The sequence below is a fragment of the Leifsonia sp. NPDC014704 genome (assembly GCF_043083605.1).
Taxonomy (GTDB): domain Bacteria; phylum Actinomycetota; class Actinomycetes; order Actinomycetales; family Microbacteriaceae; genus Leifsonia.
In genome coordinates, this window is the sequence record NZ_JBIBYW010000002.1 from 1040663 (window position 1) to 1064292 (window position 23630).

At 65.6% G+C, this 23630-nt stretch carries 21 protein-coding genes; 15 read left to right on the forward strand and 6 right to left on the reverse strand.

Features of this window, described 5'->3' with window-relative positions:
• Nucleotides 1–24: 24 nt before the first annotated feature.
• Entirely contained in the window at nucleotides 25–471 is a 447-nt protein-coding gene (locus tag ACF1AJ_RS16535; protein ID WP_391508337.1) for an SRPBCC family protein, read from the reverse strand.
• On the reverse strand, nucleotides 468–2036 hold the full coding sequence (locus ACF1AJ_RS16540; RefSeq protein WP_391508338.1) for a phytoene desaturase family protein: 1569 nt from the start codon (nucleotides 2034–2036) through the stop codon (nucleotides 468–470). Before ACF1AJ_RS16540 ends, ACF1AJ_RS16535 begins: the two co-directional genes overlap by 4 nt.
• A 266-nt stretch (nucleotides 2037–2302) precedes the next feature.
• Here ACF1AJ_RS16540 and ACF1AJ_RS16545 point away from each other — a divergent pair, with 266 nt between their 5' ends.
• The 4 genes from ACF1AJ_RS16545 to ACF1AJ_RS16560 all read left to right on the forward strand — a co-directional run bounded on the left by ACF1AJ_RS16545 (nucleotide 2303) and on the right by ACF1AJ_RS16560 (nucleotide 5568).
• Nucleotides 2303–4306 (forward strand): DEAD/DEAH box helicase, encoded by a 2004-nt coding sequence (locus ACF1AJ_RS16545; RefSeq protein ID WP_391508339.1) that lies wholly within the window; start codon nucleotides 2303–2305, stop codon nucleotides 4304–4306.
• A gap of 180 nt (nucleotides 4307–4486) precedes the next feature.
• Nucleotides 4487–4777 carry a WXG100 family type VII secretion target gene (locus ACF1AJ_RS16550; protein ID WP_309854265.1) on the forward strand — a complete coding sequence of 97 codons (291 nt, stop codon included), beginning with the start codon at nucleotides 4487–4489 and terminating at the stop codon, nucleotides 4775–4777.
• Nucleotides 4755–5315, forward strand: coding sequence for a hypothetical protein (locus ACF1AJ_RS16555; protein ID WP_391508340.1), 561 nt, complete (start codon nucleotides 4755–4757; stop codon nucleotides 5313–5315). Before ACF1AJ_RS16550 ends, ACF1AJ_RS16555 begins: the two co-directional genes overlap by 23 nt.
• Nucleotides 5296–5568, forward strand: coding sequence for an EsaB/YukD family protein (locus ACF1AJ_RS16560; RefSeq protein WP_391508341.1), 273 nt, complete (start codon nucleotides 5296–5298; stop codon nucleotides 5566–5568). The genes ACF1AJ_RS16555 and ACF1AJ_RS16560 overlap by 20 nt, the downstream gene beginning before the upstream one ends.
• A 129-nt stretch (nucleotides 5569–5697) precedes the next feature.
• Here ACF1AJ_RS16560 and ACF1AJ_RS16565 read toward each other — a convergent pair whose 3' ends face one another.
• On the reverse strand, nucleotides 5698–5823 hold the full coding sequence (locus tag ACF1AJ_RS16565; RefSeq protein WP_391508342.1) for a hypothetical protein: 126 nt from the start codon (nucleotides 5821–5823) through the stop codon (nucleotides 5698–5700).
• Nucleotides 5824–6132: 309 nt separating this feature from the next.
• On the reverse strand, nucleotides 6133–8940 hold the full coding sequence (gene esaA, locus ACF1AJ_RS16570) for a type VII secretion protein EsaA (RefSeq protein ID WP_391508343.1): 2808 nt from the start codon (nucleotides 8938–8940) through the stop codon (nucleotides 6133–6135).
• Between the two features lie 136 nt (nucleotides 8941–9076).
• On the opposite strand from esaA, the gene essB reads away from it, so the two are divergent.
• The 10 genes from essB to ACF1AJ_RS16620 all read left to right on the forward strand — a co-directional run bounded on the left by essB (nucleotide 9077) and on the right by ACF1AJ_RS16620 (nucleotide 20788).
• On the forward strand, nucleotides 9077–10210 hold the full coding sequence (gene essB, locus ACF1AJ_RS16575) for a type VII secretion protein EssB (protein WP_391508344.1): 1134 nt from the start codon (nucleotides 9077–9079) through the stop codon (nucleotides 10208–10210).
• Nucleotides 10207–14706, forward strand: coding sequence for a type VII secretion protein EssC (essC, locus tag ACF1AJ_RS16580; RefSeq protein ID WP_391508345.1), 4500 nt, complete (start codon nucleotides 10207–10209; stop codon nucleotides 14704–14706). The genes essB and essC overlap by 4 nt, the downstream gene beginning before the upstream one ends.
• On the forward strand, nucleotides 14703–15140 hold the full coding sequence (locus ACF1AJ_RS16585) for a DUF4176 domain-containing protein (protein ID WP_391508346.1): 438 nt from the start codon (nucleotides 14703–14705) through the stop codon (nucleotides 15138–15140). The genes essC and ACF1AJ_RS16585 overlap by 4 nt, the downstream gene beginning before the upstream one ends.
• The gene (locus ACF1AJ_RS16590) at nucleotides 15137–15556 is read left to right on the forward strand and encodes a DUF4176 domain-containing protein (RefSeq protein ID WP_391508347.1); all 420 of its coding nucleotides are present in this window, start codon (nucleotides 15137–15139) and stop codon (nucleotides 15554–15556) included. Before ACF1AJ_RS16585 ends, ACF1AJ_RS16590 begins: the two co-directional genes overlap by 4 nt.
• Complete coding sequence (locus ACF1AJ_RS16595; protein WP_391508348.1) at nucleotides 15549–15866, forward strand: hypothetical protein; 318 nt, start codon at nucleotides 15549–15551, stop codon at nucleotides 15864–15866. Before ACF1AJ_RS16590 ends, ACF1AJ_RS16595 begins: the two co-directional genes overlap by 8 nt.
• A gap of 28 nt (nucleotides 15867–15894) precedes the next feature.
• Nucleotides 15895–16158 (forward strand): hypothetical protein, encoded by a 264-nt coding sequence (locus tag ACF1AJ_RS16600; protein ID WP_391508349.1) that lies wholly within the window; start codon nucleotides 15895–15897, stop codon nucleotides 16156–16158.
• Complete coding sequence (locus tag ACF1AJ_RS16605; protein ID WP_391508350.1) at nucleotides 16155–18254, forward strand: glycohydrolase toxin TNT-related protein; 2100 nt, start codon at nucleotides 16155–16157, stop codon at nucleotides 18252–18254. The genes ACF1AJ_RS16600 and ACF1AJ_RS16605 overlap by 4 nt, the downstream gene beginning before the upstream one ends.
• The gene (locus tag ACF1AJ_RS16610) at nucleotides 18251–18784 is read left to right on the forward strand and encodes an Imm61 family immunity protein (RefSeq protein ID WP_391508351.1); all 534 of its coding nucleotides are present in this window, start codon (nucleotides 18251–18253) and stop codon (nucleotides 18782–18784) included. The genes ACF1AJ_RS16605 and ACF1AJ_RS16610 overlap by 4 nt, the downstream gene beginning before the upstream one ends.
• Before the next feature lie 273 nt (nucleotides 18785–19057).
• Entirely contained in the window at nucleotides 19058–19330 is a 273-nt protein-coding gene (locus ACF1AJ_RS16615) for a TNT domain-containing protein (protein ID WP_391508352.1), read from the forward strand.
• A 765-nt stretch (nucleotides 19331–20095) separates the two neighbouring features.
• A complete protein-coding gene (locus ACF1AJ_RS16620) occupies nucleotides 20096–20788 on the forward strand; it encodes a hypothetical protein (RefSeq protein ID WP_391508353.1) in 693 nt (230 codons plus the stop codon).
• A gap of 61 nt (nucleotides 20789–20849) precedes the next feature.
• Here ACF1AJ_RS16620 and ACF1AJ_RS16625 read toward each other — a convergent pair whose 3' ends face one another.
• A complete protein-coding gene (locus ACF1AJ_RS16625) occupies nucleotides 20850–21368 on the reverse strand; it encodes a MarR family winged helix-turn-helix transcriptional regulator (protein WP_391508354.1) in 519 nt (172 codons plus the stop codon).
• Nucleotides 21369–21455: 87 nt separating this feature from the next.
• On the opposite strand from ACF1AJ_RS16625, the gene ACF1AJ_RS16630 reads away from it, so the two are divergent.
• Nucleotides 21456–21737: a hypothetical protein gene (locus ACF1AJ_RS16630; protein WP_391508355.1), complete on the forward strand. Its 282-nt coding sequence runs from the start codon at nucleotides 21456–21458 to the stop codon at nucleotides 21735–21737.
• Between the two features lie 13 nt (nucleotides 21738–21750).
• Here the strand turns inward: ACF1AJ_RS16630 and ACF1AJ_RS16635 are convergent, their stop codons facing one another.
• Complete coding sequence (locus ACF1AJ_RS16635; protein ID WP_391508356.1) at nucleotides 21751–23580, reverse strand: thiamine pyrophosphate-requiring protein; 1830 nt, start codon at nucleotides 23578–23580, stop codon at nucleotides 21751–21753.
• Nucleotides 23581–23630: the final 50 nt, after the last annotated feature.

Consider the following 23630-nt stretch of genomic DNA (forward strand, 5'->3'; position numbering starts at 1 on the left):
AGCGCACCAGCGGAGGGCGCGTCGTCACTGGGCGGCGCGCCCTCGCGCAACCCACTCCAGGCGCCGGAGCGTCTCCGCGTTGCGCACGTGGAGCATGCTGTCGGCGAGCACGTCCGGGATGAGGGTGACCGGTCCGGTGTACGGGAACTCCTCCATCCGGACCACGCATCCCCCCGCACGAGCCTTCACGTCGATGATCACCCGCTCGGAGCCGAACGGGCGTGTCTTCGCCTCGAGGACCATCCGGCGTGGCGGATCCCACTCGTCGATGCGCGTCTCGTCGTTGAGGACGAGCGGCCACACGCCGATGGAGTGGTGGAGGCGTGACCCGACGGCCGGATAGCGGCTGTCGGCGGCGCGCAGTCGCGAGGCGCCCACGACCCAGGTCGGGTACACCCAGGGGTCGGCGAGGACGGCGAAGACCTGCTCGGGCGTGCAGGCCATACGGCGGACGTTGACAGACATGTTCACTGCTCCGGAAGCTCGTGGGGGTGGACGGGGTCGGGCAGCGCGGCGACGGGCCGCGCGATCGTCTGGCCGGGTCCCGGCGCCAGGTCCGGCATCCGGGTGAAGCCGAACTCATGGCGCAGGGCGCTGCGCGCGGCGTAATAGCCGCCGAGTCCGTGCACACCGGGGCCGGGCGCTGCGGACGACGAGGCGAGGTACAGCCCTCGGCCCGGCATCCGCCACGGGTCCGTCGAAAGCACGGGACGGGCCACCAGCTGACCGAAGTCCGGCGCGCCGGCCGAGATGTCGCCGCCGATGTAGTTCGGGTCGTGCTGCTCCATCTGCACCGCGTTCTTGGTCGCCGTCCCGATGATCAGGTCGCGGAAGCCGGGGGCGAACTCCTCGATGCGCCGGATGATCGCCTCCGTCTGGTCCTCCGTCGAACCGCGCGGGACGTGGGTGTACGTCCACAGGACGTGCTTGCCGGCAGGTGCCCGCGTCCCGTCGAACAGCGACGGCTGGGAGACCAGGACGTACGGTGCGTCGCTGTGCCCTCCGGCGGCGACGGCGTTCTCGGCGCGGGCGACCTCCCCGCGCGATCCTCCGAGGTGCACGGTGGCGGTCTCGTACAGGTCCGGATTCGTCCACGGCACCGGGCCGGAGAGCGCGAAGTCGGCTTTGAACACGCCATTGCCGTCGCGGAACCGGGAGATGCGCCGCAGATAGCTGCTGGGCAGCCGGTCGCCGGCCAGCTGCGCGGCGTGCTTCACATGCGTGTCGAAGACGACGACGCGCGCGTCGGGCAGCTCGGCGAGAGACTCGACGGGGGTGTCGGTGACGACCTCGCCGCCGTGGGCGACGATGTCGGCGACCATCGCGTCCGCGATCGCCTGGCTGCCGCCGACCGGGATGGGCCAGCCGCGTGCGTGCGCGTAGGTCGCCAGCGTCATTCCGGCGGCCGCTCCTGCGACGCTCGGCAGGGGGACCGTCGTGTGGGCGAAGACCCCGGCGAGCAGGGCGCCCGGCGCTTCGGTGCGGAACGGCAGGTCCCACCACGGGCCACCCTGCGCGATGGCGGTCAGCCCGAAGCGGGCGGCCACGAAGGGGTGCCTTGGCACCTGCAGCAGCTGTGAGCCGGTGAACTGGGCCACGGCGTCCGCGTGTTCGACCAGCGGGCCGAGCAGGGCGCGCCAGGCGGGGCCGTCGACGCCCAGCGCATCCACCGTGCGGTCGAGGTCGAGGTAGGCCATCGCGACCCGGCCGCCTGCCAGCGGATTGCCGTACGAGGCGGTCGGCACGACGAACGGCACGCGCTTCTCCAGGCCGAACCTGCGGAAGAAGCCGGATGCGAACGCCAGCGGATGGACGGCCGAGCAGACGTCGTGCCGGAAGCCGGGGAGGGTGAGCTCCTCGGTCCGCAGGCCGCCGCCAACCGTCGCGTTGCGCTCGTACACCCGCACCGACAGACCGGCGCGCGCGAGCGTGACGGCGGCGGAGAGACCGTTCGGCCCCGACCCGATCACGACGGCGTCGAGCTTGCCCGCTGCAGGCCGGTTCCCCGAGGACGTGTTCGCGGAGGGAGCGCTCATACCTCCCTGTATACCCCGCACCTCGGCGCACACGGAGAGGGATCAGCAGTCCGTTCCCAGCATCCATGCACTATCGTTGGGAGGTCGGCTCTTGACACTGCGCAATCTGCGCGGATGGGTTTGTCAGTCAAGTGGGCCGGTTCCGTACCCGATCGGCGGTACGGATCACACAATCGTGAACGGCCCCGGACACAGTTCGCCCGGGAATCATTCGGTGCGCTGCGGCGTGCCGCCGAGCACTCGACATGAACCCAGGAAGAACATCCATGCCCGGATACAACAACGACCGACGATCGCAGAAGCCGTCCCGCGGCGGAGCGCCCAAGAGCAGCAGCAACCCGAGCCCCAAGCACCGCGGCTACCGCGCGGAGGAGCCGGCCTCCGGCAAGAAGGCCCGCTGGAGCGCCGACGAGCGTGCCGCGCGCGGCCGTTCCACGTACGGAACCCGCGACGACAGCGCCGGCCGCGGCCGCACCGAGCGCCCGAACTGGGAGCCTCGCGGCAAGGACGCCCGTCGTACCGAGCGGGTGTGGGAGGAGCGCGCGCCGCGTCAGGACCGCCCTCGCCGCGACGGCGACGACCGTCCCCGCCGCAGCTTCGACGACCGTGCCGAGCGTCCGCGTCGTGACTTCGGTGACCGTTCCGAGCGTCCGCGTCGTGAGTACGACGACCGTCCGCGTCGCGATTTCGGTGACCGTTCCGACCGTCCGCGTCGTGACTTCGGTGACCGTACGGAGCGTCCGCGTCGTGAGTACGACGACCGTCCGCGTCGCGATTTCGGTGACCGTACGGAGCGTCCGCGTCGTGAGTACGACGACCGTCCCCGTCGCGACTTCGGTGACCGCGCCGAACGTCCCCGTCGCCAGTTCGACGACCGTGCCGAGCGTCCGCGTCGTGAGTACGACGACCGCCCGCGTCGCGACTTCGGCGACCGCAACGAGCGCCCGCGCCGTCAGTTCGATGACCGCGCCGAGCGACCGCGCCGCGACTCCGACTTCTACCCGTCGCGCGACGAGAAGCCGGCCTTCACGCCGACCGATGACGTCGTGCTCGAGCGTCTCGAGGCGGAGGCCATCCAGGCCGAGGACGTCGATGGGGTGACTTTCGCCGACCTGGGCCTCGGCGGCAACATCGTCCGCGCCCTCGCCGAGCTGGGAGCCGACAAGCCGTTCCCGATCCAGGCCGCGACCCTGCCGGACGTCCTCGCCGGCAAGGACGTGCTGGGCCGAGGCCGCACCGGCTCGGGCAAGACCATCGCATTCGGCGCACCGCTCGCGGAGCGCCTCATGCAGCTGTGGGCCGACTCCGGCAAGGCCGGCGGCAAGCGTCAGCTCGGTCGTTCGCCGCGCGCGCTCATCCTGGCCCCGACCCGCGAGCTGGCGCTGCAGATCGACCGCACGGTGCAGCCCATCGCCCGCAGCGTCGGTCTGTTCACGACTCAGATCTACGGCGGCGTGCCGCAGGGCCGTCAGGTGGGTGCGCTCCAGCGCGGTGTCGACATCGTCATCGGCACCCCCGGGCGCATCGAGGACCTCGTCGAGCAGGGCCGTCTGGACCTCAGCGAGGTGCAGATCACGGTCCTCGACGAGGCCGACCACATGTGCGACCTCGGCTTCCTCGAGCCGGTGCAGCGCATCCTGCGTCACACGGCCGAGGGCGGCCAGAAGCTGCTCTTCTCAGCGACCCTCGACTCGGGTGTCGCGCAGCTGGTCGACGAGTTCCTCGTGAACCCGGCCGTGCACGAGGTGGCGGGCGAGGACCAGGCGTCGTCGACCATCGACCACCGCGTGCTCGTGATCGAGCACCGCGACAAGGGCGCCATCATCGAGCAGCTCGCGGACCGCGACGGCAAGACGTTGGTCTTCGCCCGGACCCGTGCGTTCGCCGAGATGCTGGCCGAGCAGCTGGAGGACGCCGGCATCCCCGCCGTCAGCCTCCACGGCGACCTGAACCAGTCCCGCCGCACCCGCAACCTCGCGCAGCTCACCAGCGGCCGCGTGAATGTGCTGGTGGCGACGGATGTGGCCGCCCGCGGCATCCACGTCGACGACATCGACCTGGTCATCCAGGCCGACGCTCCGGACGAGTACAAGACGTACCTGCACCGCTCGGGCCGCACCGGCCGTGCCGGCAAGCAGGGGACGGTCGTCACCCTGATCCCGAAGCACCGCCAGCGCCGCATGAATGACCTCCTCGGCCGCGCCGAGATCGAGGCCGACTTCGTGCCGGCCGCCCCCGGCGACGACGTGCTCCTCACCTTCGCGCAGTAACCCGCGCGGGCTTCCCTTCGCCCACCGCTGGCTTCACGGATTCGTGGAGCCAGCGGTGGGCGGAGTCCGTTAACGAGCCGGACGGCCATTGCGGACAGTCCCGGGCATCGATCCGGGCTGCCTTCATCCCGCGTGTGATATGTTGCGTTGGAACGTGTATTTCAATGAAAGGTGGTCCCCGTGGCCGTAATCAGTGTCACCCCCGAAGAGCTCAAGACTCAGGCGCAGGTCTACTTGACCGCGAAGAGCGAGATCGAGGCTGCGGTTCAGAAGGTCAACAGCATGAACGGCACGATCGCCGAAGAGTGGAAGGGTGCTGCGTTCGAGGCGTACCTCAACCAGTACGACCAGCTCGCCAAGAGCGTGCAGCAGTTCGAGCAGCTCCTCGAGAGCATCAACCAGCAGCTGGTCGCCTATGCCGACACCGTGGCCGAGCGCGATGCTCAGGATGCGCAGAGCTTCGGCTTCTGACGCCGGCGTCGCCCGCCGCGCCGGGGTGGCCGGGCTGGCCCTCATGATGGGTCTTAGCCTGGCTCCCCCCGCGGGCGCGGCGGCCTGGGCCGACACGGGATCCGAGCCTGGCGTCGGCCCAGGTGCCGACGGCAGCCTGCAGTTGCTTCCCGAGGTGATCACCAACGACCGCGTGAGCGCCGGGGGATCGATCGACTTCCCAGTGCGCGCTGAGCTCTTCCTGACGCCGATGAACGAGCGCGCCGCCTCCCGAGAACTCGCAGAGGCATCCATCCCGCACGTGATCGAGGCGACGGACTTCGCCCCGCATGCGAATCCGCTCTTCCTCCGGGACTACTCCGGCACGAGAGAGCGGTTGTTCGAGAGCTACACCCCCCGAGAACTCCCCGCCGAGACGATCGATCAGGCCTCCCAGAGCAACGACCTCTGGTACACGGTGATGATCGTCGCGGCCCTTCCCCTGACCCTGCTGATGGCGTTCATCGGCTGGAAGACCGCGTCGAGACGACGGAGGACCCATGGCCGATCGGCACATTGACGTCAGCATCGACTTCAACTCCCAGCAGCTCGACCTTCGCGTTCCGGCGGCCGTCACGATGGCGCGCCTGACCGAGTTGATCAGCACCGTGCTCGACGAGCACGGCATCATCATGCCCAGCGACTGGTACCTCGCGGTGAAGGACAAGCCGCTGCGTCTCGGCGCGTACGACGTCCCCGGGGACTTCCCGATCGGCGACGGAGACGTCCTCGCGGTCGTCACGCGTTCGCCGGCGACCTCCCCGAGCGCGTAGCGGATATCGCTGCATCGGAGCACGGGCACATCGTCCGATGGCGGCTCAACAGACAGCCGCAGTGCCGCTGTGTAGTGCTCCGGATCGGCACGAATCTCGGCTGCCGAGGATCGCGTGCGGGCCGATCGTCTAGTGAAGATTCCCGGCGCCCGACGCTCGCTGCTCGAACTGGGCCTGCATCCACCGCTCGGCTCCCTCGGTGAACGCTTCGTCGCCGATCTCCTCGCGCCAGGAGGGGCCGACGACTTCGCGCAACAGGCGCACGATCAGGCGAGCCGTTCGGAGTCGCTTGCAGCCGCTGGAAGATATCCGGGCTGGGAGAGTGGTCCCTGCGTGCTCCCGCACCGCCGCCCAGACGCGCGGCCACACGGCCTCCCACTCGAAAGTCGGTGAGACCTCCTCACGGCGGGAGCCACGGCGATGGGAGTGTCGACGAGCGCGGGCGGGAGATCGTCGCCGGCCGGTTGAGGCTGCCATGCCTCCCGCACCCACAGCCCTCGACTCGTCGCTCCCATCCTGGCTGCCGGCACGAGAACCGAAAATCGGTGGTGCGCGAGCCGACGATCAGCCGCGCGTTCGCTTGCGGCGCCAGGAATTCAGCACCGTCAGCAGGCCCCCGATCAACGAGCCCGCGAGGAAGACGGGGATCCATGTGTAATCGAACGCCGGCGCGGTTGCCGCCGCTTTGGGCGTGCTGTTCGTGGTCGTGATGGGATTCGCGAACGAGTCGTAGATCTTCGCGGGATCGGCGCCGTTAGCGCGCGTATTGGCGAGCACGGTGGAGAACCTCTCGCTGTAGTCGCTGCTCGTCGCCAGGGCGGAGCTGCCGGTGGAGATCGTTCCGCTCATCGCGTCAAGGACCGCCTGAGTCTCGGTCTGCGTTTTCTGAACACTCGAGACGAGTTCGTCGAAATCGGCCGAGTTGTCCGTGATGATCCGCGCGCTGGCGGCGACGCTCTTGGCGTTCGCACTCGTCGTGGCCACCAGTTGCGAGAGAGTGGCGTGGAGCGCCGGCCCCGTCTTCTCGTCCAAGTACAACTCCGAGAGACCCGGATCCTGGTCGTTCCAGGCGGTCGTCTTCAGCTGGATCACCGTGTTGGACTTCGCTTCCCACAGAGCAGGAGAGGCGTTGACGCTGGTGACCGCTGCGGCGAACCACTGCTCTAGGGCCTGCACCGATCCCGAGAAGTAGCCCTCGGGCACGCTAAGCCCGTTCAGAGTCGCGACGTTGTCGGAGGCGGAGGCCAGTTGCCTTCTGACGGCGTCTATCTGCGTGACGATCGCAGCGATGTTGTCGTGGCCGAGGGTCCGGTAGCTATCCACATCTGCTGCGCTGAGATACTTCTCGATGTCTACGGCGTCGATGGTGCCATACCGGTTGGCGACGGATTCTTCGCTGTGACCGGCGATGTCCCCGGTGGCTCCCACCGCGCTCGTGAAGGTCTCGAGGGTGTCGTCGGGCGCACCGTAGAGGAACTGGATGAGGTTCGCCGCGGTCCGGATGTTGCCGAGGTACTCCGTGATGGTGACGAAGTCGTCGCCCGCGATCCGGCTCTTGACGGCATCGTGGGGGACGAGGATGTAGACATCCGTCCCGAGACTCGTGGGCGGCACGGGCTCTGCGACCGTGGTGTCCTGCGCCGTGTACGAAAGGGTGGCAGTGCCGGCGATATCCTCCAGGTCGATCGTGTACGTCAGGCTCACCGTCATCGGGGCGGTTCCCTCGCTGTTGTCGAGGGTCGCTGAGTCGTTGGCCTGGTCGACCGTCACGCAGTTCGGCGTCGCCTCTGCGCAGGCGGGGGCGCCGGCTCCGAGGCCGACCGTCATACGAGAGGCTTCTAGTGACTCGGGGAGATCGACGCTCACCACGTAACGCGATCCGGCGGGAACCGTGACGGGCAGCGTCTTGGTGGCTGACTGCTCCGCGGGCTCCGGCGGCGTAGAGACGACATTCAGCTGCGGCGCCGGCGCGCCGCCCGGACTCTCCTTCGCAAAGTGCTGGATGAGGTCTAGCTGGTCGATGTACGACTGGGGCTCGAACGCGCTATGTGCCGCCTTGAGTGCGCTGAACAGCTCGGTGTACTGCGCGGGATCCGTCGGAATCCTCCCGACCAGGTCCCGGATCTTGTCCTCGTAACTCTTCACCGACGCTGCAGCGGAGCCGCTTGCACTGAACGTGTTCGACAGCTTCTGCGCGAGCGCACTTCTCGCCATCTCAGGCGTTAAGGTCTCGAGGCTGACGTTGTAGTTGCTATCCGTGATCGGCATCGTGACGCCGAAGTACTCGGAAAGCAGGCGGGCCTCCAAGCTCATGAGGTCGTCGCGGGACGTGATGAGTTCGCCCTGCTGACGCGTGAGCGACTGTTTGACCACTTCCACGCGCTCATTGGCCGAGTTGGCGATTCCGTCGTACTCCTGAACCTTCGCCCTCAGGGACGCGAGCATGCCCGTGTTGTTACCCGACGCGTCCGTCGACGAGAAGCCGTCAAGCCCGCTCCAGCCGTCGCCGCCGGAGAACAGCCCGTCGATGTGCTCGGAGAACGCCTGGTCGTAGTAGTTCTTGTCGGATGCGCCCTGATCGGTGAGGGCGGTGTTGCCGTTCGCCACATTCGTCTTCGCGATCTGTTCCTGCTGGCTGAAGTACTCGGAGAGCGACGGCTGCTGCCGACCCAGAGAGTCGCTGACGGATGTCAGGGTGTCGGTCGTGTTCGTGGTGAATCCGTTCTGCGCCGACACCCACGCGCTGTTTAGCGCGCGCAGCACCGTCGCCATGTCGATGCTGCCGTCGTAGCTCTTCGCCGTCTTCTCGAGGTCGGGGCGGAGCGTGTTGGAGACACTGTCGAGGAGCGCGGTCTGGCTGGAGACGACGGACTCCATGTTGACCTGGGCCCCGGAGATGTTCGAGGCGACGCTCGCGAAGTACATCTGCACGATCCGGGAGTTGAAGTCGCGGATGATGGTGAACATCCGGCTTTCGAGGCGCTCCCGGGAGAGCTCGTCGTCGCCGATGACGCGGTAGTCGATGGTCGCCTTGACCGGATTCAGGTCCTGCAGGGTCAGCAGATCATGCGAGAAGGTCCTGGGAAGCACGACGACAGCGCTCACCGTCTCATCGGCGAATGCTCTCTCCGCGACGCTTCGTGAGACGACCTGCCAGTTGTTCTGATCGGCGTTCGAGACGAGGCTGACGAACTCCTTGCCGAACAGGTAGGTGGCGCCGTTGAAGGTCGCGGGTTCGTCCTCGTTCACCAGGGCGATCGTCTGCCGGTCTGCAGGGGCGGCCGCCGTGGCTGCGCTGAGCACGTTCGTCGACGCGGCGAGGAGGAGCGCCAAGGCCACGGTGCCGATGCTGATCAGAACCTTCTTGAGCATGTCGATCCCCCAGTGAGTAGGCGTCGAAGTTGATAAGGATGTGACCTTATCAGGTTATGATCTGTTATATGTCTGTACTGTTACTTCTGACGTACGACCGATGAGGTGCGATGGCACCGCGACGAGGTGGGTAGGTATGAGGGTTTTCGATGGGCGCGAGACGCTGGAGTTCGAGCGCACCGGCGAGACGGTCCGGGTGATGCTGGCCGGCGCTCAGATCCGCATGGACTCCATCGACGTTGTGCGGCACCATGTCGCCCTCGACGAGGAGGTTCCCGAGCAGTTCCAAGCCATCGTGACGTATCGGGTTCCGGGCGGCGCCCGCACCATCCGCCAAGCGGCTTCGGCGGCTCGCACGCGGCTCGAGAAGCTGCAGACGGCTCAGAAGCTGGCCGCCTTGCGGCCTTTGGCCGGCAAGTTCCGGATTCCCTTCCTCCATCCCGAGAACATCGTGATCACCGGGGCAGGCGCCTCCGTCATGCACAGCGGCCTCGTCGGGATCCTCGCGCCGATGGCCTTCGACGACGCGCTGTTCCTCAAGGGGTACAAGGCGCTCGTGCTGAGCATCATGCATCCGCGTCTGCCGTTCGAGAAGCTCATCGATGGCACGGCGACTCTGAAAGACGACTTCAGCAAGCGGATCGCCTCCTGCGCGACCGTGGACGACATCGCTCCGTTCATCGACGCGGAGCTGGCGGCGGAGACGTTGAAGGCGGCGCGCGAGACCGTGTCGGTTCGGAAGCTCCGTTACCGGCTCACCACAGTGCTGGGAGTCGTCGCCGTCGTGGTCGCATCGGTGTCGGGCTGGTGGGCGTACGAATCCGTGGTGGTGGCTCAGCCGCGGCAGGAAGCGATCATCACGGCCCAGTCCGACTTCCTGACCAGCGACTATGCGCAGACGCTGGAAGACCTCAGGGAATACGGCCCGAACGACCTGCCCAAGTCTGCCCGCTACGTCCTGGCGGTCAGCTCGGTCAAGCTGACGAAGCTGACGGCTGTCCAGAAGCAGGCCGTACTGAACAACATCTCCACGAAGACGGACGACAACACGCTCGACTACTGGATCCACCTCGCGCGCGGAGACCTGGAAACGGCGCTCAATCTCGCGCAGAACCTCGGTGACGACCAGCTGACCCTGCTCGCGTACACGGACCTCTACGAGGCGACCAAGCTCGACACGTCGATGGAGGGCGCGCGCAAGCAGGAACTTCTCGACGAGTATGCCAAGAAGATCGAAGAGCTGACCGCACGGCTCGGAGCGACCCGATGAGCGCGGGTCCCGGCACCGACTTCTTCGCGCTCGCGGCAACAGGGCCGTCGGATGGTGGCCTCCGCGACGATCGGTTGATCCCGCGAACCGTCCTGTTCTCCGTCTATGTGCTCGGCGCCGAACTCGTGACGATCCCCTTGACCGAGGACCGGCCGTCTGCCGTCTTCGGCGATCTCACGCTCGGAGTGATCAACGACCGCCTGTTCATCAACGGCGCCGCCGTTCCGGCCGGCGTGACCGAGTGCAACGACCACATGCTCCTCGTCGTGCACGCTCGTCGCGTCGAATCGACGCACCTGGTGTTCGATCCCGACGACCACTTCGTCATCGGTGGCTCCGAGATCGCGAGCGTCAGGACGCCAGGCGACAGCATGCTCGCCATTCATGGCGACGCCGTGATCGCTCGCCCCGGCAGTGGCTTCCTCTACGTGAACGAGCGACTCACGGATGAACGGGAGATCATCCACCGGGCCGCGGTTGGCGATCGCGTCTTGACCGCGGACTACCTCCTCGAGAGGCGGCCGACCCAGTGGAGGGTGACTACTTTCGCCGAGGGCGCTGCGCTGAACCGAAGCGCGTTCCTCGAACAGGAACAGCACGACGAGTTCCCGCCCGACTTCCCCGACTATCGCCGGAGCCCTCGGATCACCCTGGAGGCCCCGACCGACAAAGTGCAGGTGCACAAGATCGCGCCGGCGCAGAAGCCCGACAAGAACAGCATCCTGAAGGCTCTTCTCCCACCTCTGGGGATGGTCGCCGTCGGCGTCGCCACCACCGTGCTCTCCGGGCGCAATCCGCTGATGATGCTGGGGATGGCCATCCTGAGCCTGCTGACGGCCGCCTTCACGGTGTCTCAGTTCGTCGGCGATCGGCGTCAGCGCCGGAAAGAGGACGACGCTCGACGGGACGACTACGAGCGTTACCTCGTCACTGTCACGGCGTCGCTAACGCGACTGTCCGAACAGGAGAAGAGCGTCCGCGATCACAACGCGCCCAGTCCCGACGCGCTGGTGCGGATGGTTGCGGCGTACGGCCCGCGGATCTACGAACGGCTTCCGAACAATAAGGACTTCCTCGACGTCTCCCTGGGAACCGGAGACGCCCCGTCGTCGCTGACGGTCACCTCGGACGCGAACGACAGAGACGACGACGCAGACACTCGGCGGGTGGCCGAGCTGGTCGACCGGTTCTCGACGCAGCGGAACGTTCCGATCACGCTGAGCCTCCGAGCGCAGACGCTCGGGCTGGTCGGCACGGATGACGCCGTGCGCACCGCTGCGGCGAGCCTCTTGCTCCAGCTCGCGGTCTTCCAGTCCTATCGCGACGTCAACTTCATCGCCCTGGTTCCTGCGAAGTCGTATCGAGAGCACTGGCATCCGTGGCGGTTCCTCCCGCACTTCACGATGCAGGGGCTGAACGTGCGCGGGCTGATCCATAACGCGAAGACCCGGGACATGATCCTGAACAGCTTCACCCAGATCCTCAGCAAGCGCAGACAGGCGCTGAGCCAGGCCGGTCGGGAGAAGCCGGTGTTCTCCCCGCACTACGTCCTGTCCATCCTCGATGACTCCTATCTCGCAGGCCATGGCATCAACGAGTTCCTCGCGGAGGACATGTCGGAGCTGGGCGTCACGGTCATCTGGTGCCGGGAGGACCGCAAGCAGCTTCCCGAGACGGTGTCCGCGCTCGTCGAGTACCGCAATCGGAGCGCCGGTGTGCTCGTCAATGACGACCGCGTGTATGTGGCTCGGGACTTCGTCCCGTATACGACTCCGGCTGACAGGGATCTCGCTTTGCGGAGACTCGCGAACCTGACGCACGTGGAGGTCGAGAAGAACGCCATCCCGAAGGCCGTCAGTTTCTTGGAGATGTATGACGTCAAGGAGGTCGACGACCTGGGCGTCGCCGAGCGTTGGGCCGGCGCGGACACCTCCAAGACCCTCGCCGTGCCCCTCGGTCTCCGGGGGAAGGACGACCTCGTCGAGCTGAATCTTCACGAGCGCGCGCACGGCCCGCACGGACTCGTCGCTGGTACGACCGGCTCCGGAAAGTCTGAGATCGTCCAGTCCTACATCCTGTCGCTCGCCGTGAACTTCGCGCCGGAGGACGTCGGCTTCCTCCCCATTGACTTCAAGGGCGGTGGGATGGCCAATCTCTTCGCCGGTCTGCCTCACCTTCTCGGGTCGATCACCAACCTCGACGGCGCAGCCTCTGCTCGCGCGCTCGCCTCCATCCGCGCCGAGCTCCAGAAGCGCCAGCGGCTCTTCGCGCAGTTCGACGTCAACCACATCAACGGGTACACCCGGCTGTACAAGCTCGGAAAGAGCGCTGACGAGGTGGAACGGGGCACGAAGTACCCGGCTCTGCCGATGCCGCACCTCTTCCTCATCTCAGACGAGTTCGCAGAGCTCAAAGCGAATCAGCCGGAGTTCATGGAGGAGCTGGTATCGACAGCGCGGATCGGGCGCTCGCTCGGCGTCCACCTGATCCTCGCGACGCAGAAACCCAGCGGAGTCGTGAACGACCAGATCTGGTCGAACAGCCGCTTCAAGCTCGCGCTCAAAGTAGCCGATGTCTCCGACTCGCAAGAGATCATCAAGACTCCCGACGCGGCGAGCATCGTCGAGCCCGGACGCGCCTATCTCCAGGTCGGGAACAACGAGATCTACGAGCTGTTCCAGTCGGCCTGGTCGGGGGCCGACTACGACCCGGGCAAGACCGAGAAGAAGACGGTCGATGAGCGTATCTACCTGATCAACGACTTCGGGCAGTACGAGCTGTGGACCCGCGATCTGTCCGGCGACGAGGCGGCACAGGAGGCGCGGAAAGAGAAGGTGAGCGAGCTCGACGCGGTCGTCGAGCATCTGGCGGCGCTCGCTGCGGAGTCGGGGGCCGTCCTCCCGGAGAAGCCGTGGCTGCCGCCGTTGGGGAGCCGGATCCCGACTCCTCCCGTCGACGCAGAGCCGGGCATCCCCCTCGGTCTGCTCGACATCCCCAGCAAGCAGGCGCAGGAGGTGTACCGCTTCAGTCTCGCTGAGGCCGGGCACACGGCCGTCTTCGGCAGCCCGGGGTACGGTGCGTCGACCCTGCTCCAGACGCTGGTGACGAATCTGGCCCGGCAGAACAGTCCCGAGCAGATGCAATTCGTGCTGCTGGACCTGGGAAACAACGGACTGCTCCCATTGGCGCCCCTTCCGCATGTCGCAGACATCGTGACGTTGGAGGAGGAAGAGAAGTTCCAGAAGGCCATGGACCGGATCGCGGGCGTGCTGGCCGACCGGAAGAGCCTCCTCCGCAGCGTCGGCGTGGCCACCCTCGCTCAGTACACGGTCAAGACCGGCCGGTCGCTCCCGACCCTGCTGAACGTCCTCGACGGCTACGACGGCCTCGCCCAGGACAAGCGGAAGGAGGCGATCGACGCCCAACTCATCCAGGTCCTACGAGAGGGTGCGGCACTCGGCGTCTACCTGGTGCTGACGGCGAATCGCGCGAACTCGATGCGCATGAACATGACCAGCAACATCCCGACCTCGATCGCCCTCTATCTGAACGACGAGGCGGACGTCGCGGCCCTCTTCGGCCGCGATCGGGTCATGCAGGCCGAGATTCTCGGCCGCGGCCAGCTCCAGCTCGAGACTCCGACCGCGATCCAGATCTTCCTGCCCTGCGACGGAGCGGACGATGCGGCCGTTCTGGACGCCCTGGAGAAGGAGGTCGCCGCCATCGGCGAAGCGTGGACGGGCGCGCGCCCGGAGCGGATCCCGATGGTGCCGCAGGAGCTGACGGTGGAGGCGTTCCGCGACGTGGCGTCGGTGAGCACCCTCGAAGACGCTGGTGGAGTCGCATTCGGGTTGTCCAAGGCGACCACCGGCGCGATCGGGTTCCTTCCGCGGTCGCAGCCCTTCTTCCTGTTCGCGGCGCGCGACGATGATCAGGAGCTGCTGTTCCAGGACGTCCTGCTCGCGCAGGGGGGTCGGGCCGGAAGGGAGTTCATGATCGTCGACTTCGATGAGTCGTTCGACGAGACGTTGGGCAAGGTCCCGCTGCCCACCAACTTCAGCCACGTAACCGCCAAGGGCGATGCGAACGAGATCGTCGCCGGCATCGTCGCGTACCTGGGACTCACCAAGCAGAAGACGCAGGGCACTCCCATGGTGCTGGTCATTGCGAACCTGGCGGATTTCATCGTCAAGACGGGACTGAAGCCAGAGGATTTCGCGCTCGCGCTGCGGAACGCTCCCAAAGCGGGGCTCGATTTCATGATCTTCAGTCGCCATGACTACGTCGCCAAGTCGTTCGAAGCCGTACCGAAGATGCTCAGGGAGCTCAAGTTCAGCGGGCTTGTGGGGGCGCGAGCCTACGACAGCCCACTCGTGAAGAGCATGGGGAATTCGAATGAGGCCGAGCCGAGAGTCGACGAGCCGTTCTTCGTTCTCCGGGGCGGCAGCGCCTGCGAGAAGGTCAGGGTGCCCAGAGTGGGCGGAGCAGTGACATGACCGAGATTCCCGAACTGCTTCCGTTGGGGAGCGCCGTCTCGATCCAAGGCGATGACGGCGTCTACATCATCATCGCGCGCGGTTTCCAGAAGTCGGCCGAGGGGTTTTTGGCTGGGTATAAGGCGTTTCCACATCCGTCCGGCGCGCTTGCTGGCGTGAAGGAGATCGTGATCCGGCAGACGCAGATCGTCGAGGTTGTGCACCGGGGACACGAGACTCCGGAGGACGTGGTGTTCGCGAAGAAGCAACTCGAGAACGCGAAAACCCCGCCTGCCAAGCAACCCGACCCTGTCGAACCGGATCTGACGATCGATCTCACTCGACCTGACGATCCCCCTGCTGCGCCGCAACCCGGAGCGGGCGCCGGCGTGGGTGCGGTGGCCAACCCCAGGGACCCGTTCAGCGAACTACGGATTAAAGGAAAACGGAAATGACACCAAAACCACGCGAACAGGTCGAGAGCCGTGAGTTCCTCCCCTTGGGGAGCATCGTCATCCTGAAGGGCTCGGTGAAGAAGCTTCTGGTTGTCTCGCGCGGCTCGATCGTCGAGCGCGCCTTCTTCGACTACGGCGCCTTCCTGTATCCGGAGGGCATGATCGACACGAACATCGCGTACTTCAACCACGAGGACATCCTCAAGGTCGTGCACGAGGGCTACTCCGACGATGACAACGACCTGGTGCTCGAGATACTGAACGACGCGTACGCCCGGTTCCAACTGCAGGGGCACCGTGTTGCGACTGCGACTGCAACTGCGCCCGGAGCCGCGGCTGAGCCTCCGCTAACGACGACTGCGAGCAATACGGACTTGTTCGCGAGCGTCCGCGATGGGATGGACGACGATGCGTGACGAGCAGGCACTGGCTCGCGTCCGCGAGTTGGAGGCCCTCATCGGCCGGCTGCAGAAGGTCCGCGATGCGGTGTCCAAGGTGAACGTCAGCGCGTACGAACACGCCGGCGCCGGCCTATGGGCTGGGCAGAAGCGCAACCAGTTCAAGCATGGGTTCGACACAGCCAAGTCGAGCCATTCGCGGATCGGTCAACAGATCGAACAGGCCATCGATGACTGCAAGAGCAAACAGCGCAGTCTTGCCTACTCCATCAACGTGCTCGAGCATCCTGTCCTTGCGGCGGAGGCTCTCGCGGTGGCTTTGGGTTGATCGTGCTCGACAGAAACGGAGGATAGGGATGGCCACGAGAGGTATCCAAGAGGGCTTTCACGAGGAGACGCGGAAGGTCTCGACACTCACATCACGGGTCGCGGAGGTCACAGACGGGTGGGATCGGGGAGAGCCCCTGAACGTTCCCGGTGCAAAGGCCGTCTCGGAGATCTACGCGAGCCTGTCGACTCTGATTGCGACCTACGGAGCGCTGGCGCAGAAGGACACGAAAGAGTTCGAAAAGTTCGGTGTGCGCATTGAGGTGCAGGATCGTGAGGACGCGAAGCAGTGAGTGTTGTGGAGTTTTCTGCTGATGCGTGGCAGGCGTCGTCGCCGGGGTTGCAGACGGGGATCGCCGGTCGCATGGAGGCGGTGGGTCAACTGCAGCAGGGGCTGGAAGCGTTGGCGGCGTCGGAGAAAGTCAGCGGGCAGGGTGCTGATGCGATGCGGGCCTATATCGGCGAGGTGCACGTGCCGATCGTGCAGTTGCTGCAGCTGGGTTTGTCAACGTTCCACACCGCGATCGGGGTGTATTGGGCCGGGTACGGGCAGGTGGATTCCGGCGGGAACTTCCGGCTGGTGCGGGATGAGTTCCAGGCGCATCTGGCCCAGCTGGAGGGCGGGATGGAGCAGCTGCGTGGGTTCGCGACCCAGCTGCGCGGCATCGCCGCGGACGCCTCGCATCTGGTCTCGCTCGGTGGCGCGGGCGCGGGCGCGGTGGAGCAGACGGTGAACGATCTGCAAGGCATGCATGCCATTGCCAAGGGGCAGAAGGAGACCTGGGAGGCGTATGAGGCCTCCGATCCCGGGTTCGGGCAGGTGAAGGACCTGATCGCGCAACTGGCCGGCATCGTGAACAACGTCGGCGCGCTCACGGTCGGGCAGGGCCGCTCCTACACCGCAGGCAGCTTCACCCTGACCCTGCAGCAGTTGGGGCCGCTGACTTCCGGGATGCTGGATTACTGCACGCAGAACCAGAAAGCCGCGACCGCCGGGTGGGAGAGCATGTTCTCCGGCTACGCCAAGGACATCGAGGCCGCGGAAGCAGCCCGGCGGGAGCAGGCCGGCTGGGACCTGATCTGGGACGGGTTGCAGATCGTCGCCGGCGCCGTGGTCACCGTCATCGGGCTCGGCTTGACCCCGTTCACCGGCGGGGTCTCCCTCGGCCTCACCCTCCTCGGCGGCTCCCTCCTGATCGGTGGCATCAACAACGCCATCAACCACGCCTCCATCGCCACCACCGGCAACGAACTCAACCTGGTGGGGATGGCGGGCCAGGCTGTGGATGAGTGGTGGACCGCCAACGCGGTCAAGCCGGCCGCGGCCTCCGGGAGTTGGGGACTGGAGTTCCTGGCCGGTGTCGGGTCGGGGGTGGTGCACGTGATCAGCGACGCGGGTCAGTTCAGTGTGCATGAGGCCGGGATGGGTGTGACGGCGCTATTCACCGACCCGCGCGCGTGGGCGCAGGCGTGGGACCAAATCACCACCACCGTCGGCCAGGTGGCCGCGTTCAACCCGTCGGTGATGGGCGAACTCGCCGGGGCGTTGCTTCCCGGCGCCGCGGCGCTGAAAGCCGCGCGGGCGGCGGGCGTGGTCGGCAAAGCCGGCGAACTCGCCGGCGGACTCGGCAAGACGGTGAAGATCGTCGAGCCAGGCAAGGCTGTCAGCGCGCCGAGCCGGATCAGAGCCTACGTGGGCGCAGTCGCCGCCGACATCAAGTCGCAGTTCACTGCGCCTCGGAAGGCTGCGTGGGTTCCGCATCCGGATACCCCGTCCAAGCCCAGCGACAAGTTCTATGGTCAGCCGAAAGCTGACCATGGTGTTCATCGACCGTATCCCACCATTAATGACGTCAGCAGGAGCAGCTTCGATCTGGTCTCCGACCCCGCCGCACCCTGGGGCCGTGCCCCGAACGACACCCCGTACACCAAGGCCGAATACGAGGAACGGTTCACCGAGGCCAAAACCGATCCGATCACCGGCGATCACTGGGATAGGTATCCGCCGAACGACGGTGCAGTCCCTGGAACCCGCCGTGATTACCGCGACCTCGCCGCGTATATCCGCGACTGGGGCAGCGCCCTGGATCGTATCGGCAAGGACAACGGAAACTTTCTCGGCGTGATGAGAGACGGCCAGCCCGCCTCATTCGAGCAACGATCCCTCCCGGTAAACTCTCTCGAACAGCGGTACCACTCCTATCGCCTGGCGGAAGAATGGCCGCCTGGGACGGAAAACTGGAGTATAGAACACTCCAAAATCGCTCGCGCTTTCGGCAGACCCGGCGGCGGGCACCAAGTACTCGTTCGAGATCAAGAAGGCAACAAGGTGACCGTAAAAAAGCTTCTGGATAGGGGAGTACTGATGCCTGGTGGTTTGTCCAAATGACCATTCGCCATTCTGATATCCAAGCGATGGTCGACGGAGTAAATTCGCTGGCCTTACCGGCTGGATTGCCCGGTAGTTTCTGGCGGGAGTTTGATGCTTGGCTGTTCGCCACTTCGGGTGCCGAAATTCGGATCTTCCTCCGGGCTGTTGACGACCGCCTGGTCCTCACTCACGCGGAACGATCCGATACCAAAGAGGTCCTGGTGTTCTCCACCTCGTTGCTCGCCGACATGGAGAAGTTTCTCACCTATTTCCTCTGCAGTAGTCTCCGCGAGGACAAGCGCCTTCCGAGGCTGTTGGTCGTGTCGATCCCTGTCACCATTGACAAGGTGGCCCCGGGATTTACCATCACAAAAGCTGATGGACCGGGGTATGAGTTGCACCACCGTGGAGAAAGCGTTATTCGAGGCGGAGACGATGTAGAGCTTGTCAACTTCTCGCATTATGTGAGCTTGAGCACCGAGGAGATTCGCCAATCGGCACTTGACCCGGAGGGGAAGCCGCACTTCATGGTGGCGGCGTGGTCGTAGCAGCGCGGTAAACAGGGGTGCTGTCCATCTGTCGGTAAATGATCTGAGACGGATTGCAGATCGTCGCCGGCGCAGGATGACTCTCATTGGGTTGGGGTTGGCGCAAACCGGCCGCGCCAGACGTGTCGTTCGGTAAGGCTCAGGAACTAAAAAAGTCCCTGATGAGCGCGCCCCTGAGTCGAGGCCTTCCTGGCTACGATCCGACAGGTGACTCGACTGGGACCGGTTCTTAGACGAGTACTTGGACGGGTTCGACAGGAAGGGCACGCCCCGATGGCATGGCCCGATGACCCGCCTCACGCAAACGGCTTCGCAAATGAGATAACCAATCCTCCCGGAACGCCATTTGAGAGGCTATCGCTGCCGCCCGATCGCCTGGGAGGAAACACGACGGTAGTCCGTTACGAGGTTCTGAAGCCTCTGCCCGTCGATGTGCGTCTCAGTGAGATCGCACCTGGATTCGAGCGACGAGGAGGCGGCACGCACTATCAGTTCCGAGGCGGCATTCGGAAGTATCTGGACCTAGGTTATTTGAAGGTGATGTGATGAACCACGAGCAATACATCAAGAATATGTCGTCGATCGGTTACTCGCGAGAGCAGCTGAGGATCAGATCTGGCTCGCGAGGAACATTTCCAACCTGGTCCTGCGCACCTTCAACTTCTTGCCGGTCGGTGATGGGATTTATACAAAGAATGTTACGAGTGGGCTACTTCCGACAGGATGCCGAAGACCTCATTCGCCTCGCGAAGGATTCGTCTGACGTCGCACTAAGGATCAACAACTTTGTGCCAAGGGCGGACGGCCTTACGAAATATGGATTTCCGATGAACGAGATTTCTTCTTTCGCGCTCGGAAAGAGCGCGGTGAGTTCCTCGGAACCTTGAGTGACGCGTATGAATACGTCTTCGAGCAGAAACGGAATTGGCGAGAAAGCAGGCTCGTGCTCGAGACGCGCGTGAGTAAATCGGCTGGCTCTGACCTACTTCAGCCGTTGCGGCGCGGCGCTGCTATCGGGGCTGTCCGACGAACCATGGAAAAGCCATTGACGCTGGCGCTTAACGGCGAGTCCGGCTTGGCATCAGTCCGGGCGAGGCAACGGCCTTACGTCGGAGCCCATCGGTGACGTGGAAAGCAAACTTCGTTCGAAAGATGCTTCGGGCTGACTACCGGCTGGACGACGCGCTCTTCGGAAGTGTCGCTGACACGCGCGGAGCCGTGAACACGGCTAGGCGTTATCTCGAGGCAGACAAAGCCCGGCGAAGCAAGTACGTCGGGGACAGGTGTGTCTACCTCTTCAATAATTGTCTGGTGGCGCTCATTCTCGGCGGATTGAGCCTGGGTTTGCTGCTGCGGACAACCGGCGTCACTTCGTCCGCGCCATCGGGAAATGGTGTGACGACCGGCCTGATTGTGGCGGCCATTCTGTTTTTGTTGTTCTCTGCGAGTTGTTGGTTTGCGCTCAAGTCGCACTCTTGGCTTCGGTGGATGGTCCGCTATTGGAACGCTCCGATGATGCCGCGAAAAGGAGGGATGACTCAGAGGCCGGGGAAGAAGTTCACCAGCAAAAAGATGTGCTCGCCGGCTCCAACCCGATGGAGGCTTGATGTCCCTCCGGTCGGTCCATCCGACATGGTCGACCTGGCGCGCGAATGGTTCGTAGGCGAGTTCATCCGCAAGCACATCAAGGCGGACTATCGGCCAGGAGATCGCGTCTTCCTGTTATTCGTACGAGGCCCCGTCTGGCAGTATCCGGAGGAGTACTTGAGCGACGACGCCAAGGTGGGCCGCGCGGTCATGATCATGACGAGACTCTTGCCGATTGCGTTGGCATTGGGGGTGCTCTACGGAATATCGCCGTCCAACATCAGCAGTGATCTCCCACCTGCAAGCCATCTCGCTATGGCCGTCATTTACTACATTGGCCTGTGGATGATTCTTATCGGCCAGTCCTTTCTTCGCTGGATGGTCCGCAACTGGAACACAAAGGCACTCGATCTCTAGGTCCTATGAATCGAAGAGAGGGTGCAGGGGCTTGATGAGACTGTGGATCTGCCCGCAGCTCTCATCTCTCCGGCGCGCTCCACGTCGAAGTCGCCGGGAAGTCCTCGTCCCGCCGCCCCGGCGGCAGCAGCGTGAAACGGCCGTCGTCGTCGGGGTCGGTGCTCGCGGCCCGGGCGAAGGCTTCGAAGGCCTGAGTGGCGGCGGCCCGCTCGGACGGGGGCATTGCGGCGAGGACCTCGGCGATCGCCTGGCGTGGGTGGCCGATGACGCGCTCCACCAGGCGGCGGCCGGCGCGCGTGGGGGTAAGGCGGACGTAGCGGCGGTCCTCGGGGTCCTCGCGGCGCTCGGCGAGGCCGGCCTGGACGAGCTTGTCGCTGAGGCGGGTGGCGTTGGAGGCGTGCACACCGAGCTCGGCGGCGACATCGCCGAGCGTGCGGGGTCCGCGCCGGGCGATGAGGACGAGGACTCGCAGCTGTGGCGAGGTGACGACGTCCTCGACTTCCATGACCGAGCGGGCGGCTACGCGCATCAAGACGTCGGCGGCGCCCAGGGCGGCCTCCACCTCCAGATCTTCGCTCACGCGTCCTTTCTACCCTGGATCCGTCTTCACCGCCCCGAACGGCCTCGACGGTGAGATAATTGCGTTATCGCAATCAAAGAGGAGGCGGTGACCATGGTGCAGGAGAACGCGCGGGACGGGCTCGAAGGCCGCTACACGCAGGCTGATCCGGAGGCGCCCGAGCCGCGGGGAGTCCACGGGCAGTACACCGAGAGCGGCGGGGTCGGACCGGAAGCGGACGTGACCGGGACGTACATCGGTGCCGAGCGCGACGGTGAAGTGCCGCTGGTGCGCAGCACGCACCAGCGCGCGGGCAACTACCCCAAGGCCGAGCATGAGCACGATCGGCACGGTCACGACCAGAACGAGCACAACCGGGACGAGCGCTAGCAGCGCGCCGGGATCACCCCTCGTCGTCGCCGTGGTCCCGGTGCAGCACCCCCTTGACGCGCTCCACGCCCTCGGTGACGAGCGAGGTGGCCGAGTCCTTGATGGCGCCGAGCCCGTCGGGGTCGCCCTTCAGCAGCGCGAAAGCCGTGTTCTTGGCGAACTCCGCTGTGATGTGCGGGGGGAGGGGCGGCACGTTCTTGCTGGTGTGCGCGTCGATCAGCGTGACGCCGCGGTGGGCGAATGCGGCATCCCACGCGGCGGCCACATCGTCGTCGTCGGTCACGGTGATGCCGTTGAAGCCGAGGAGGCGCGCCCAGCCGGCGTAGTCGACCGACTCGACGGACTGTGCGGCCTCCCAGACGGGGTTGGCGTCCTCGGTGCGCATCTCCCACGAGACCTGCGTGAGGTCATCGTTGTGCAGCACCAGGACGATGAAGGTCGGGTCGGACCACCGTGACAGGTACTTTTTGATGGTGATCAGCTCATTCATCCCGAGCATCTGGAACGCGCCGTCGCCGATGGTGCAGACGACCGTCCGGTCCGAATACGCGAACTTCGCCGCCTCCGCGTAAGGCATCGCCGCGATCATCGTGGCGAGGCGGCCGGAGAGGTCGCCGAGCATCCCGTCGTGAAGCCGGATGTAGTGGCCGTACCAGTCGGCGGTGGTACCGGCGTCGGCGGTGACGATCGCACCGGCGGGGAGCCTCTTGTTCAGCTCCGCGTACACCCTCCGTGGGTTCACCCCGTCGTCATAGGTCTGCTCAGCCTGTGCAGCGAGCTCGTCGTCCCACTTCTGCATGTCGTCGACGACCTTCTCCTGCCACGAGAGGTCCTCCTTCTGCGTGAGCAGGGGAAGAAGGCCGGTCAAGGCGGTCTTCACGTCCGCCCAGATGCTCACCTCGGTCGGATACCGCAGGCCGAGATGCTCCGGCCGCAGGTCGATCTGCACGGCCCGGGCCTGACCGGTCGCCGGCAGGAACTGCCCGTACGGATAGTTGGTGCCGAGCAGCACGAGCGTGTCGCACTCCTTCATCTGGTGGTAGCTCGGCCGGGAGCCGAGGAGCCCCAGCTCCTGGGTGTGGAACGGCACGTCCGACGGCACGACCTGCTTCCCGCGGAGGGACGTGATGACCCCGGCGCCGGCGAGCTTCGCCGCCTCCAGCACCTCCGCCGTCGCACCGTTCGCCCCGGCGCCCACCAGGAACGTGACGCGCTCGCCGGCGTTGATCAGATCGGCGGCGGCCTGCAGCTGCTCCAGCGGGGGAGCGATGGCAGTGGATGGCGCCACAGCACTCGAACGCGACTGCCACATCTCCGGCCCCGGCTCCACCATCTTCTGTCCCTGCACGTCGTGCGGAAGGATGATCACGCACGGCTGCAGCCGGGTGATCGCGATCCGGAACGCGGTGTCGACGACGGCCTGCGCCTGCGCGGGCGACACGATCGTCTGCACGTAGGCGGCCACATCCGAGAAGGTCCGCTCGAGGTGGCTCTCCTGCTGGTTGAACGTGCCCAGCGAGTCGAGGCCCTGCTGGCCGACGATCGCGACGACGGGCTGGTTGTCCATCTTCGCGTCGTACAGGCCGTTGATGAGGTGGAACCCGCCGGGGCTCGACGTGGCGACGCACACTCCGACCTCACCGGTGAACTTCGCGTGGGCCGTCGCCATCAACGCGGCGATCTCCTCGTGCGTCGGGCGGATGTACTCCACACCCTCGCCGGCCCGCTCCGCCTTGCCGAGAGCGCCGTCGAACTCCCCGATCCCGTCGCCGGGGAATCCGAACACCCGCCGCACGCCCCACTCCCGGATCCGCTCGATCACGAACTCGCTCACCGTCGTCATGCTGTCTCTCCTCTTCGCGCTACCGGTCGTTCGCGCGCACACGGCCATCC

Bases quoted from the DNA above. Each gene is read 5' to 3' on its own strand.
- ACF1AJ_RS16540 (WP_391508338.1), bottom strand. From the start codon at position 2,036: ATGAGCGCTCCCTCCGCGAACACGTCCTCGGGGAACCGGCCTGCAGCG.
- ACF1AJ_RS16545 (WP_391508339.1), top strand. From the start codon at position 2,303: ATGCCCGGATACAACAACGACCGACGATCGCAGAAGCCGTCCCGCGGC.
- ACF1AJ_RS16555 (WP_391508340.1), top strand. From the start codon at position 4,755: ATGCGCAGAGCTTCGGCTTCTGACGCCGGCGTCGCCCGCCGCGCCGGG.
- ACF1AJ_RS16560 (WP_391508341.1), top strand. From the start codon at position 5,296: ATGGCCGATCGGCACATTGACGTCAGCATCGACTTCAACTCCCAGCAG.
- esaA (WP_391508343.1), bottom strand. From the start codon at position 8,940: ATGCTCAAGAAGGTTCTGATCAGCATCGGCACCGTGGCCTTGGCGCTC.
- essB (WP_391508344.1), top strand. From the start codon at position 9,077: ATGAGGGTTTTCGATGGGCGCGAGACGCTGGAGTTCGAGCGCACCGGC.
- essC (WP_391508345.1), top strand. From the start codon at position 10,207: ATGAGCGCGGGTCCCGGCACCGACTTCTTCGCGCTCGCGGCAACAGGG.
- ACF1AJ_RS16585 (WP_391508346.1), top strand. From the start codon at position 14,703: ATGACCGAGATTCCCGAACTGCTTCCGTTGGGGAGCGCCGTCTCGATC.
- ACF1AJ_RS16590 (WP_391508347.1), top strand. From the start codon at position 15,137: ATGACACCAAAACCACGCGAACAGGTCGAGAGCCGTGAGTTCCTCCCC.
- ACF1AJ_RS16595 (WP_391508348.1), top strand. From the start codon at position 15,549: ATGCGTGACGAGCAGGCACTGGCTCGCGTCCGCGAGTTGGAGGCCCTC.
- ACF1AJ_RS16600 (WP_391508349.1), top strand. From the start codon at position 15,895: ATGGCCACGAGAGGTATCCAAGAGGGCTTTCACGAGGAGACGCGGAAG.
- ACF1AJ_RS16610 (WP_391508351.1), top strand. From the start codon at position 18,251: ATGACCATTCGCCATTCTGATATCCAAGCGATGGTCGACGGAGTAAAT.
- ACF1AJ_RS16615 (WP_391508352.1), top strand. From the start codon at position 19,058: ATGGCATGGCCCGATGACCCGCCTCACGCAAACGGCTTCGCAAATGAG.
- ACF1AJ_RS16635 (WP_391508356.1), bottom strand. From the start codon at position 23,580: ATGACGACGGTGAGCGAGTTCGTGATCGAGCGGATCCGGGAGTGGGGC.